The 11,878-nt window shown below is 54.8% G+C and carries 11 protein-coding genes; 3 read left to right on the top strand and 8 right to left on the bottom strand.

Going from position 1 to position 11,878, the window contains the following annotated elements:
• Positions 1–11 precede the first annotated feature (11 nt).
• The 4 genes from V5T82_RS04910 to V5T82_RS04895 all read right to left on the bottom strand — a co-directional run bounded on the left by V5T82_RS04910 (position 12) and on the right by V5T82_RS04895 (position 6,262).
• On the bottom strand, positions 12–1,262 hold the full coding sequence (locus tag V5T82_RS04910) for an MFS transporter (protein WP_332894490.1): 1,251 nt from the start codon (positions 1,260–1,262) through the stop codon (positions 12–14).
• Positions 1,263–1,325: 63 nt separating this feature from the next.
• Positions 1,326–1,847 (bottom strand): hypothetical protein, encoded by a 522-nt coding sequence (locus tag V5T82_RS04905; RefSeq protein ID WP_332894489.1) that lies wholly within the window; start codon positions 1,845–1,847, stop codon positions 1,326–1,328.
• A 143-nt stretch (positions 1,848–1,990) separates the two neighbouring features.
• Complete coding sequence (locus V5T82_RS04900; RefSeq protein ID WP_332894487.1) at positions 1,991–5,257, bottom strand: efflux RND transporter permease subunit; 3,267 nt, start codon at positions 5,255–5,257, stop codon at positions 1,991–1,993.
• 21 nt (positions 5,258–5,278) lie between these two features.
• On the bottom strand, positions 5,279–6,262 hold the full coding sequence (locus V5T82_RS04895) for an efflux RND transporter periplasmic adaptor subunit (RefSeq protein ID WP_332894486.1): 984 nt from the start codon (positions 6,260–6,262) through the stop codon (positions 5,279–5,281).
• A 144-nt stretch (positions 6,263–6,406) separates the two neighbouring features.
• Here V5T82_RS04895 and V5T82_RS04890 point away from each other — a divergent pair, with 144 nt between their 5' ends.
• Positions 6,407–6,613, top strand: a complete 207-nt coding sequence (locus tag V5T82_RS04890) for a YgaP family membrane protein (protein WP_332894485.1) — start codon at positions 6,407–6,409, stop codon at positions 6,611–6,613.
• 115 nt (positions 6,614–6,728) lie between these two features.
• Here V5T82_RS04890 and V5T82_RS04885 read toward each other — a convergent pair whose 3' ends face one another.
• The 4 genes from V5T82_RS04885 to pdxH form a co-directional block, all read right to left on the bottom strand.
• Positions 6,729–6,923 carry a hypothetical protein gene (locus tag V5T82_RS04885; protein WP_332894484.1) on the bottom strand — a complete coding sequence of 65 codons (195 nt, stop codon included), beginning with the start codon at positions 6,921–6,923 and terminating at the stop codon, positions 6,729–6,731.
• Between the two features lie 119 nt (positions 6,924–7,042).
• Complete coding sequence (locus V5T82_RS04880) at positions 7,043–8,476, bottom strand: GGDEF domain-containing protein (RefSeq protein WP_332894483.1); 1,434 nt, start codon at positions 8,474–8,476, stop codon at positions 7,043–7,045.
• 128 nt (positions 8,477–8,604) lie between these two features.
• Positions 8,605–9,528, bottom strand: coding sequence for a cation diffusion facilitator family transporter (locus V5T82_RS04875; protein WP_332894482.1), 924 nt, complete (start codon positions 9,526–9,528; stop codon positions 8,605–8,607).
• Entirely contained in the window at positions 9,525–10,118 is a 594-nt protein-coding gene (gene pdxH / locus V5T82_RS04870) for a pyridoxamine 5'-phosphate oxidase (protein WP_332894481.1), read from the bottom strand. The genes V5T82_RS04875 and pdxH overlap by 4 nt, the downstream gene beginning before the upstream one ends.
• 193 nt (positions 10,119–10,311) lie before the next feature.
• Here pdxH and V5T82_RS04865 point away from each other — a divergent pair, with 193 nt between their 5' ends.
• Together V5T82_RS04865 and V5T82_RS04860 are read left to right on the top strand one after the other, a co-directional pair.
• Entirely contained in the window at positions 10,312–10,842 is a 531-nt protein-coding gene (locus V5T82_RS04865) for an RT0821/Lpp0805 family surface protein (RefSeq protein WP_332894480.1), read from the top strand.
• Positions 10,806–11,777, top strand: coding sequence for a DnaJ C-terminal domain-containing protein (locus tag V5T82_RS04860; protein WP_332894479.1), 972 nt, complete (start codon positions 10,806–10,808; stop codon positions 11,775–11,777). Before V5T82_RS04865 ends, V5T82_RS04860 begins: the two co-directional genes overlap by 37 nt.
• Positions 11,778–11,878 lie beyond the last annotated feature (101 nt).

The following is an 11,878-nucleotide window of genomic DNA, read 5'->3' as shown; positions in this document are numbered from 1 at the left end:
AATTACAGAATTTACTCAGCTGCGGCTAGTCGTTCATAAGGGGCTTCACGAACGGGCAAGTTGATCAGTGCGGAAAACGCGCCGACGCCCACACCAACCCACCACACCACGTCATAAGAGCCGTACATATCATAGAGCTCCCCGCCCAGCCAAACGCCCAAAAATGAGCCCAGTTGGTGAGAGAAAAACACAATGCCGTAAAGCGTGCCCATATAGCGAAGCCCATAAATGTGCGCCACCAAGCCCGACGTCAACGGCACGGTCGCCAACCACAATGCGCCCATGGTGACGGAAAACACAATCACGGTCGTCGGCGTCATGGGCACCAAAATGAACCAAGCTGCAATCACTGTGCGCCCGGTGTAGATCAAGGCCAGCAAGTATTTTTTGGAATAATATTTGCCCAGCGCCCCAGCCGCCACCGTGCCCACCACGTTGGCCATGCCTATCAAAGCAATGGCAAACGCACCCAGGGCGGCGGTGGAGTCCACACCGATGTTTTTCACCAACGAGCCGTCGGGAATGGCGGAACAGACCTCGGCCACAAACGCCGGAAAGTGAGCAGTCACGAACGCCAGCTGAAAGCCACACGAAAAGAAGCCCAAAAAGATCATGATGTAGGACGGGTCGCGCAAAGCCTTCGCCACCACCTCGCCCATGCTTTCGTGTTGGGCTTCGGACGCCAGCTGGCTGTCATCGGCCTTCACCCACGGTAGCAACACCAGCGCCAAAAGAATGACTGCGGCAAAGATGACGAAGACACTGGACCACGGCATCACCGACAGCAAAGCGTTTGCCACAGGCGGGCCGACGATTTGCCCGGCCGAGCCCATGGCTGTCGCAATACCCAGCGCCAACGAACGGTGCTCTTCTGCCGTTGCGCGGCCAACAACGGCCAAGACCACACCAAATCCCGTGCCTGCGACACCGAAGCCCACCAGGACTTCATAGAGCTGGTGTTCCAACGGGGTGGTCGAAACACTGCTGAGCAACAACCCCAACGCATAAATGACGGCGCCCAAAAAAATGGCTTTGCGGTCGGAAAACTTTTCGGCAATGGCGCTGAAGACGGGCTGCCCAATGCCCCAGGCCAAATTCTGTATGGCGATGGCGAGGGAAAACTCCGCCCGCAGCCAGCCGAATTCATCGGCAATGGGAATTTGAAACACGCCAAAGCTCGCCCGAATAGCAAACCCCACCAGCAAGATCATCGAGCTGGCAATCAACACAGGCGTAAACGGGGAAGTCCTCTGATCGGTCATGGTCAGAGGATGGGGATTGAAACGCCCAAAGTCAAAATGAAAAAAAGCCCGGTGCTCGTCCGTTCACCTGCACGGACACTTCGACAACGTGAATTTGAAGAACAGGTTTTCTTTTAGGATTTCATAGGCCGTTAGGGCGTCGCAGATTTCGACCCACATGTCTTCGACCAGGACTTTCATGCATTCGGCACAGATGTGCAGATTGGCCTTGGTCGAAGAACTCACCAAATAGGCAGCTTCGGTGTGCTCGGTCGCGTGCTCCAAAAAACTGGTAAAGCGGATGACACCACGGGAATTGTGCTCGACCACCATGCGGAACAAGCGCTGTTCTTGTGGCCCGTCGCAGCGGTACAAATAGGAGAGATGTGAGCGTTTTTTGCTGCGAATCTCGCCGATCAAACCTTTGTAAAAGAGCTTCAGCCCCGGATCCGAGACATGATCCCAAAGACTGTCGCCCAGCACATCGGCGAGGTGCTCGCCATCATTTTCATGGGCAAAGGTATACCAATCCCCCTCCGTCAAGACGATGTTGTTTTCAGCATCGACGGCGAAAATAACTGGGGTCTGCGCACCCAAAGAATCCATAACAAAACTTGCCCATTTTTAAATTAGGGCTTTTGCATATAGAAACATCCACGCCAATGACAATAACAATTGCGTGAACCTGTTAGAACGGTCCTATTGTTGTATTATCACACTTAATCGCATACCGCCCCGTATCCCCGGAATTAATGGATTTCCATGTCCCGCCCATCGTCGCGCAGCACCACATAAATGGCTGGGATCACCAACAGCGTTAACGCCGTTGAGCTGGCCAAACCAAACACCATGGAAATGGCGAGACCTTGGAAAATGGGATCCGCCAAGATGAAGGCGGCACCGATCATAGCGGCAATGGCGGTCAGGAAGATCGGCTTAAAGCGAATGGTGCCCGCTTCGATCAAAACGTCGCGCAAAGGTAAGCCGGATGTCTGGCGCGCGCGGATAAAGTCCACCAGCAAGATGGAGTTGCGCACGATAATTCCTGCCAAGGCGATAAAGCCGATCATGGACGTAGCCGAAAACGGCGCGTCGAAAATCCAGTGACCAAACATGATGCCGATCAACGTCAGCGGCACAGGGGTCAAAATCACCAACGGCAGTTTAAAGCTGCCGAACTGGCCGACCACCAACAGGTAAATCCCCAGCAGCGCAAACACAAAGGCCAGCCCCATATCGCGGAAGGTGATGTAGGTGACTTCCCACTCCCCATCCCACAAGACGGTGATGGAACTTTCGTCCTTGGGCTGGCCGTGATAGCTGATGGTCGGTGCGCCGCCAAAGTCGGACCAATCCATTTGGTCGAGCTTGTCTTGCACCGCGAACATGCCATAGATGGGCGCTTCGAATTCGCCCGCCATTTCACCCGTCACCAACACGGCAAAGTGGCCGTCACGGCGAAACAACGGATAGGAAGCTTCTTCGCGCACCACCCGCACCACGTCGCCCAACTCCACCACGCGCCCCGTATCGCCTGCGGGGCCCGGCGCCGGCACAGGCGTAGACAGAATGCGTTCAGACAGGCTGAGGCCTTCTTTGGGCAATCGAATAGCGATCTCAATGGGATTGATGCCTTGGCCGCGCTGGGAATAGCCCACCGACTTACCGCCGACAATGGCTTCAATGGTGTTGTATAAATCACTTTCCTGAACGCCGTGGAATTCCAGGTTTTCCTGATCGATTTCCAAACGAATGCGCGTGGCGGGCTGGCCATAGCTGTCGTCCACGTCCGTGACATAATCGATGCCTTCAAATGCACGCCGCACTTTGGCCGCCGCCGCACGGCGTTGTTCGGGTGTGGGGCCATAGACCTCTGCCATCAAGGTTGCCATCACGGGCGGTCCCGGCGGCACCTCGACGACTTTCACAGAGGTTCCCGACGGCACGTCCAAGCCGTCCAGCAAGCCACGAATATGCAAGGCCACGTCATGGCTTTGGCGATCGCGGTCGTGTTTTTCTTTCAAGTTAATCTGCAGCTCACCCTGCCACGTTTCAGCGCGCAGATAATAATGACGCACCAAGCCGTTAAAGTTGAACGGCATGGCTGTGCCCACATAAGCCTGCATGTGGGTGAGCTCTTCAACGTCTTTGATGCGCTCGGCGATGTCGAGCAAGACGCGCTCGGTTGCTTCTAGGCTTGAGCCTTCGGGAAGATCGATCACAACTTGCATTTCGGACTTGTTGTCGAACGGCAGAAGTTTCACCGTCACGTCTTTGGTCGCGAACAAAACCGTCGACGCCACGGTGGCAATGCCTGTGATCACCAACAACTTGATGGAGTTCGCCCGCCCTTTCAGCAAGTTCGTCGCAATGCGTTTATAGAAGTTGCCCAGCATCCCTGGCCCGTGTGGATCGTGTCCGTCGCCGTCACCAAAATCTGCTTCGGGCTCTGCAATCATGGTTTGGGGCATGGAGCCTTTCCAGCACGTGATCTTACAAAGCAACCACGGCGTAATAATCATGGCGACAAAGAACGAAAACACCATGGCCGAAGACGCGTTGGCGGGAATGGGGCTCATGTACGGCCCCATCAAGCCGGACACAAACATCATCGGCAACAAGGCCGCTACGATGGTCAGCGTCGCGATGATGGTGGGATTGCCCACTTCGGCGACGGCTTCGACGGTGGCCTGCAAAGGGCTGCGTCCGTCTTTCATGTTCCAGTGACGCACGATGTTTTCCACCACCACAATGGCGTCATCGACCAAAATACCGATGGAGAAAATCAGGGCGAACAAGCTCACCCGGTTGATGGTGAAGTCCATCATCCAAGCGGCAAACATGGTCAGCAAAATGGTGGTCGGCACAACGACCATCACCACGATGCCTTCGCGCCAGCCCAAGGCCCAGCCCACCAAAATCACGATGGAAATGGTGGCAAGCCCCAGATGGAACATCAGCTCGTCCGATTTTTCCAAGGCCGTTTCGCCGTAGTTGCGCGTAATGGTCGCTTCCACGTCGGCCGGTAGCAGCGAGCCTTTGACCTTGTCCAAACGCTGCACGATTTCATCGGCAACAAGAACAGCGTTGGCGCCTTTGCGCTTGGCGATGGCGAGGGTGACGGCAGGCGTTGCCTCTGCACCGTTTTCGATGTGCCACACGCGGTGTTCTTCTGGCTTGGCCCCAACCACAACGTTGGCGACGTCTTTGACGTAAACAGGACGGCCATCGCGCGCGGTGATCATCAACAAGCCGATGTCGGGCATGCCCATCAGGGTTTGCCCGGCCATGACGCTCAAAGACTGACCGCCTTCACGCACGGTGCCGACCTTAAACGAACGGTTCGCACTTTCGACTTTGCCGATGAGTTGTTGCAAGGTCACACCATACAGCGACAAACGTTCGGGATCGGGCTCAACGCGGATTTGGTCTTCGCGCCCACCGACGATAAAGGTCAAGCCGACGTCTGCGACCTTGACCAATTCATGCATCAATTCATCAGCAACGTTATAGAGCGCATTGTCGTTCCACCGTTCAGCCTCAGCCCCAGTGGGTGCCAACGTGATGGTAACAATGGGCACATCGTTGATGCCGCGCCCAATCACAAGTGGGTCGGGAATACCGATGGGAATATGGGACATGTTGGCGCGGATTTCATCGTGCACGCGCAAGATGGCGACATCTTCGTCCGTGCCCACGTCAAAGCGCGCGGTGACCATGACGCGGTCGTCTTCGGTCATGGAATAGACGTGTTCGACATTGTTCACACCGTTGATGATGTCTTCCAACGGCTTGGTGACCAGTTCCACCACGTCTTCGGCTTTGAGCCCGTTGGCATCTACCAAGATGTCCACCAGGGGAACGGAGATTTGCGGCTCTTCTTCACGCGGCAACGCCATCATCGCGACCAGCCCTAAGGCGAGCGAGGCCAGCAAGATCAACGGCGTCAAAGGGGAACGCAAAAAGGCTTTGGTCAAGTGACCCGAAAGACCTAACGGCTGATCAGGATTTGTCATGGGACGTTTTCCTTTCCAGCTTTAGGGTTTCACCAATTGATCACCGGCTTTGAGCCCGGTGAGAACTTCCACGCCACCGTTTTGCGGCAGTCCCGGCTGCACCACGACTTCGAGACCGTCGGACAGCTTCACATACGTCAGGCCATAGCGGGTGTAGAGATAGTCTTCCGGCACGACGATTGCCGGGCGGTTTCCGGTGCCGATCCACACACGAATGCGCTCACCCACAAAGAAGTCGCCCAAGTCGGGAACCTCCACGTCAGCAGCCACGCGGCCTTGCTTGATCTCGGGATAGACTTGGCGGATGGAGCCGGATTTTAAATTCTTGCGGCTGTCGGGTTTCAGCGCACCCAGGCCACGTTCGGCGACAAAGACTTTGTCACCTTCTTTGATGAACATGGCATGGCGTTCGGGCAATTGCAGGCGCAGGATGTAAGCCTCAGCCGCCATGTTGGCGATGGCTTCACCCGGCAACACGACAGAGCCTTTGCGCACGTTAACCTTCAAAATGCGCCCCGCTGCGGGAGCCAACACGTCCCCTTCCACGCGGGTTTGTTCCAAAACTTCACGTTCGGCTTCAACTGAAGACAGGGCGCGCGCGGACACTTCGCGTTTGGTGCGCACAGAATCCAAGCGGGCCTTGGGAATGGTGCCGGACTGAAACAGCTTTTCGCTGCGCGAGAGTTCCGTGTCGTCCAGCGCCAATTGAGACTTCAGAGATTGGATTTGCTCATCCACGGATTTGAGCTGCAAGGCCACTTTGTCGTCCACCACGCGGGCGATTTTTTGCCCAGCCGTGACGGCGGAGCCTTCGTCCACCAACATCTCCGTCACTGTGCCGCCGATGCGCGCGCGCGCGGCGACCACATCGACACTCTCCACCGTGGCGAATACGGCCTTTTGATCTTGTACAAACGACACAGCAACTTTGAACGGATCGTCCGCAAAAGCCGTGCTTGCGCTTAAGCTTAAAGCCAAAAGAAAAAACTTAACGATGGTTTTCATGGCGGCACCTCAAATTAGGTCTGCTCTTAGCTATTGATATATCACGATTTTCATTTTATCGCGAATGAACTCTTGATTCTATATATTAGTTTTTGCTAAATTAGCAAGGTCAAAACATTGAATCGTTCTCAAAAGGAGCAGAACATGAGCATCGACCGCATCGTTATGGCATTTGCAGGCGTCGTCATTTGGGCGGGTCTGGGTGTCTTTTACGTCACCCAAGAAATCCTGTGGCTGATCATTCCGGCATTTGTTGGCCTGAACCTGTTCCAAGCCGCCTTCACCAAGTTTTGCCCGTTGGCGATCATCTTGAAAAAGATGGGCGCAGCACCGGGTCAAGCGTTCGACTAAGTCTGAACGCGCCTCCGTATATTCAGAAGACCTTTTTCAAAACTCCCAACGATCCCAAAACGAAAACGGCTCCATTTCAGGAGCCGTTTTTGTGTTTGATGTTGTTTAAAGCGCTCTACAGATTGTCCGTTTCACGGCGACCATTTTGGCGGCGCTGACCGCTAACCCGGCGCAAATGCAGGTCCAGGTCATACATCAACCCACCGTATTCATTGCGACGATCTTTACCGTCACGACGATCCTCACCGATACGCCGTTCAATGCCTTGATAGGGCATGCTGCACGATGGGCTTTCGTTACGCTGATTCATTCCCCCTCCCAGAGAAATATGAAAAAGATACACGAAAATAATAGCTTCTGAGACCTGACAGAAACCTGACATCGTAAATTCTTCAGACGTGAGAAATTGAAGTCTTTAAGGTCAGCACCTTAGACTTGATATTCGAACCGAACCAGGTTGCGGCCATGGTCTTTGGCGGTATACATGGCCAGATCTGCCGATGCGAACACATCGTCCAGCACGCTTTTGTTTTTCGAGGACGCACAGCCGATAGAGGCCGTAATCGGGCCGTTGAGCGGCGTCCAGCCGTCAATGTGCATCATAGAAATACATTTGCGGACTTTTTCCGCCGCATGGATGGCGCCGGCCAGCTCAGTGTCGGTCAAGATGATCACAAACTCTTCCCCGCCCCAACGCCCGACGACATCAAGCGTGCGCACGCACGACTTCAGCTCGTCACTGACACGGGTCAAAACCAGATCCCCCATGGCATGCCCACCGCTATCGTTGATGTTCTTAAAGTGGTCCAAGTCCAGCATCAATAGCCAGAATTCCTTGTTGTAGCGTTTGGCACGCTCCATTTCCCGGTGTCCGGCTTCATAGATTTTGCGACGGTTCGGCAACCGCGTCAAAGGATCGACCATGGCCGAAAAGGACAACCGGCGCTCTGCACCGCGGCGTTTGCAATCAACCCGTTCTTGAAAAACGGCGCTGTAGCTCACCAACGAAATGATGAACCAACTGACCGAGATCACAAACAAGCCGAACATGCTGTCGCCTTTGCCCAAGACCAAGTTGTTGACCAACAAAAAGCCCAAAGCAAACGGCACGACGTAGCCCAAAACCACTTGGAAACGGGCAATTCTGCCGCCAATGAAGGGGCTCAGCAGCGCCCGCATGGCGCCCCGGTGTGCGGTCAAAGAGAGCGTCGCAATGGCGAGTGAAAGGCCAATGAACGCCGTAATTAAAGACATTTGACCGTAAAAATGCTCAATCCCATAGGCATACCCGGTAAATGAGGTCATGGGCAAACCTAACGCGATGAAGGCGAACACCTGCGCGAACATGGGCTTACGCAAAGTGTCGAAGGTCATGGCAAAGGCAATGGAAAAGAGCATCAACGCCGAGTTCATGCCCATGGCGTTTTTCTGACCTGTCGCTAATTCTTGAACAACCGTATTGTGAAACGGCGTGAAGAACCCGGAAAAATCGGTACCTATAATCACATCGGATAAACGCAAGAAAGCCAAAACAGCTGCGATAATGGGCAGAACACGCTGGAGCAGGGTTTGTTTAAAGACGCTGCGAAATCCAAGCCCGCCCGCGATCAAAACAATGCAAAGCGCTGTCAAAGGATTGGTCGCAGGTCCCCCATGAATGGGACGATAGAAGCTTTCGAAGCCGAACACGTAGCCAAAAAACACCACAAAACCGAATACCAAACACGCCAAGCCAATGGGTCGCACAGCCTTGTGTGCCAGACGGATCAAGTCCCAGTTCACGTTTGTGGTCGCAGAAACAGTCCCTGTTAAGCTGCTTTGCGCTGATTTAACAGTGCCTTGCGGTAAGATCGCGTTGTGCATTAAGTGCCTTCATGCCCGGATTAATACGCCCATTTATTGTAGGGATATTAAATCAGGCGCATCAACATATGAAGTGTTATTTTACCCATCCTGACTGTAGTTCAGTTAGCAGCTGATCAACAGTTCAATCAGTCATTGAACCGCCGGTCTTCTTCGATGCCGGCGGGGTCTTGGTGGATGAGGACTTCCGCACGCGGATAGGCGGCTTCGACCTTATGCATAACGTCTTCGGCGACATCGTGGGCTTCCAACAGGGAAATTTCGCCGCGCATCTCTACGTGCATTTGGATGAAGACATCCGGGCCCGATTGGCGTGTCCGCAGATCGTGAATGCTCATCACCATGGGGTGTTTTGAGGCCAACTCACGAATCTTTGATCTGTCCTCTTCCGGCAATTCCCGGTCCATGAGCACCTGATAGGCTTCGATTCCAATCTCATAGGCGCCATGGAAAATGTAGAAGGCAATGGCGATGGCAAACAGCGGATCAGCAAGCTGCCAGCCCATTTCCGAGGCCAAAAACAGCGAGGCAATCACCGAAATGTTGACCAGAATATCCATGGTGTAGTGCGCGCTGTCAGCCGAGATCGCCAAAGACTGCGTGCGCTTGGCGACGTACTTTTGAAAGCCCACCAAAATCAGGGTCGCGACGATGGAAAACACCATGACAGCGTAGCCGATGTGGGTGTTTTCAACGGCGCTCGGCTTATACAGGCGCTCGCCCGCTTCCAGCAGCAAAAACATGGCCGAGCCGGAAATAAACGCGGCCTGAGCCAAACCCGCCAAGCTTTCCGCCTTGCCATAGCCAAAGCGATGCTCTTCATCCGCAGGCTCCAACGCATGGCGCACGGCCAATAGGTTCACGATGGATGCCGCCACGTCCAAAAAGCTGTCGATCAGCGTGGACAGCAAACTGACACTGTCGGTCAGCAGCCAGGCGGCAAACTTCACCACAATTAGGGTCGACGCCACGCCCACAGCGGCATATGTCGCCAGCTTCATCAAGCGTGCGGCGCTGGCGCGGTCCAGTTGTTTGGTTTCAGCTTTGCTCATGGGTACAGGCGCTCCTTATCCCATCCGTCTTCGGTTTGGACATAGGTCACGCGCTCGTGCAGGCGGAACGGTCGGTCGTGCCAGAACTCTATGCGTTCAGCCTTGATGCGAAAACCCGACCAAAAGTCCGGACGCGGAATGTCGCCGATGGCGAACTTCGCCGCATATTTGGCGACACGGGCTTCCAGCTCGAACATGCCCTCTAGGGGCTGAGATTGCTTAGACGCCCAAGCGCCAATACGTGAATCTCTTGGGCGCGAAGCATAGTATTCATCCGCCTCTGCATCCGTCACAGGCTCCACAGCCCCGGTAATGCGAATTTGACGGCGCAAGCTTTTCCAGTGAAACAAAAGCGAGGCTTTGGGGTTTTGCGTTAGCTCGCGCGCCTTTTGCGACCCCAAATTGGTGTAAAACACAAAGCCACGGGCATCATACCCCTTCAGCAGCACCATGCGCACAGACGGCACCCCGTCGCCCCCAACCGTGGCCAGAGCCATGGCATTGGGATCATTGACTTCTTTCGCTTCTGCTTCGCTCATCCAGTCTGCAAAGAGATCCAGCGGGTTCACATCGGTGGGAATTGCGCTCATGTTGGAGGGGCCGTTTTTATCCGAATTTCGTTGTTTTCCACCGATTCCTAGAAAGAATCGGCAGCGATGTTAAGATATTATTTACCACGATCGCGCTGTAATCAAAATTGCCGTGTTTTGCATACGTCTTATCCCTACATATGAAGGGGAGATCGTGAACGTCAAAACCGTACAAGATTCAGTGAGATTAATTGTGACACACCCCGTCTGGACAGGACACAGCCCCAAATATCGCAAAAGCGCCAAACTGGCGGTTTGCGCCCTTTTGATTGCCAGCCTGTCCGGATGCTCGTGGTCCGAAAACAGAACAGAGGAAGTCGGCACCGTCGTCGGTGGTCTTTTGGGCGCCGTGATCGGCTCAAAAATTGGCGGCGGCGTGGGCCGCGATATCGCCATGGTTTTGGGCGGCACGTTGGGGGCCTTTGCCGGACACGATCTTGCTAAAGAGCTCACCAACCTCGACAAGCGTTTCTTAAAGCAAACCACCGCAGACGCCCTGGAGTACGGTAAACCCGGCGAAAACACCACATGGTCCAATCCCAACAGCGGGCACTCGGGAACGGTCAGCGCAAACGACACATACATCAACAAAAACGGCGAAAACTGCCGTGAGTTTGAAACCACCATTCACGTTGATGGCGAAAGCCAGACCTCCACAGCGACGGCTTGTCGTTCTGGGGACGGCGGATGGCGCGTTGTCGACGAACCGGAGGCATCCACCTGATGCAGGCCCACCAAACCGATCCCTATCACGTCTTGGGCGTGAAAAGCTCCGCCAGTGCGGACGACATCAAAAAAGCCTATCGCCGATTGGCGCGTCAGCACCACCCCGACGCCAAGCCGGGCGACACGCGTGCGGAAGACCGCTTTAAAGACATTTCGTCGGCCTATGATCTCTTGTCAGACCCCCGCAAACGCCGCCAGTTCGACGACGGAGAAATCGACGCACACGGCAATCAGCGTGCAGGTTTTGGGGGACATGATAGTTACGGCTATGGCGCTTATAAACGCGGCACTAAAAAATCGGGCAACAACCCGTTCAACAGTTTTTTCAAAGACCGTGCGGCGCGTGCTGGCGGCGGCAAAAAGCACCAATCCATCAAGGCCAATGGTGCGGATGTCAGCTACACGCTTAAGGTTTCGTTCTTAGACGCCGCCAATGGCGCGGACAAAACCGTGCGCATGACGTCGGGTAAAACGCTCAAAGTCCGCATCCCCAAGGGCACCGAGCACGGCCAGAGCCTGCGCCTCAAAGGCCAAGGCATGAACGGCATCGGCGGCGGTCACGCAGGCGATGCGCTGGTGGAAATCCACATTGAAGACGACACACAGTTCACGTCGGAAGCCTTGGACGTGTTCTCTGAAGAAAACGTAACCCTGCAAGAGGCTCTGTTGGGCGGACGCATCGAAGTGCGCACCACCCATGGGCCCGTTTTGGTCACGGTGCCGGAAGGCTCCAACACCGGAACAAAACTGCGGCTCAAAGGCAAAGGCCTGCACAAGCCGGGAACGACAAAGCGCGGCGATCACTACGTCACACTGAAAATCGTGTTGCCGGATGATGAGAATGCGGATTTGAAAAAGCTGGTAAAGAAGTGGGCCGCGAAGCATGAGTATTCCGTGCGCAAGGAAACGCTGAAGCGGAATGCTGCGGAGTAATCCCCTCCCCTTTTAATCGTCGCTCCTGCGACGGCAGGAGCCTATGGGCCTCTCGGATAAGTGTTTCTGACGGTTCCTGCCGAGCAACCGCCCATGGACCC

The sequence above is a fragment of the Magnetovibrio sp. PR-2 genome (genome assembly GCF_036689815.1).
Classification (GTDB): domain Bacteria; phylum Pseudomonadota; class Alphaproteobacteria; order Rhodospirillales; family Magnetovibrionaceae; genus Magnetovibrio.
This window is presented reverse-complemented; position numbering and strand designations above follow the sequence as displayed.

Excerpts from the sequence above, each read along its gene's own strand:
- V5T82_RS04880 (WP_332894483.1), bottom strand. The coding sequence starts at position 8,476 with ATGCACAACGCGATCTTACCGCAAGGCACTGTTAAATCAGCGCAAAGC.
- V5T82_RS04905 (WP_332894489.1), bottom strand. The coding sequence starts at position 1,847 with ATGGATTCTTTGGGTGCGCAGACCCCAGTTATTTTCGCCGTCGATGCT.
- V5T82_RS04910 (WP_332894490.1), bottom strand. The coding sequence starts at position 1,262 with ATGACCGATCAGAGGACTTCCCCGTTTACGCCTGTGTTGATTGCCAGC.
- V5T82_RS04890 (WP_332894485.1), top strand. The coding sequence starts at position 6,407 with ATGAGCATCGACCGCATCGTTATGGCATTTGCAGGCGTCGTCATTTGG.
- pdxH (WP_332894481.1), bottom strand. The coding sequence starts at position 10,118 with ATGAGCGCAATTCCCACCGATGTGAACCCGCTGGATCTCTTTGCAGAC.
- V5T82_RS04895 (WP_332894486.1), bottom strand. The coding sequence starts at position 6,262 with ATGAAAACCATCGTTAAGTTTTTTCTTTTGGCTTTAAGCTTAAGCGCA.
- V5T82_RS04875 (WP_332894482.1), bottom strand. The coding sequence starts at position 9,528 with ATGAGCAAAGCTGAAACCAAACAACTGGACCGCGCCAGCGCCGCACGC.
- V5T82_RS04860 (WP_332894479.1), top strand. The coding sequence starts at position 10,806 with ATGGCGCGTTGTCGACGAACCGGAGGCATCCACCTGATGCAGGCCCAC.
- V5T82_RS04900 (WP_332894487.1), bottom strand. The coding sequence starts at position 5,257 with ATGACAAATCCTGATCAGCCGTTAGGTCTTTCGGGTCACTTGACCAAA.
- V5T82_RS04885 (WP_332894484.1), bottom strand. The coding sequence starts at position 6,923 with ATGAATCAGCGTAACGAAAGCCCATCGTGCAGCATGCCCTATCAAGGC.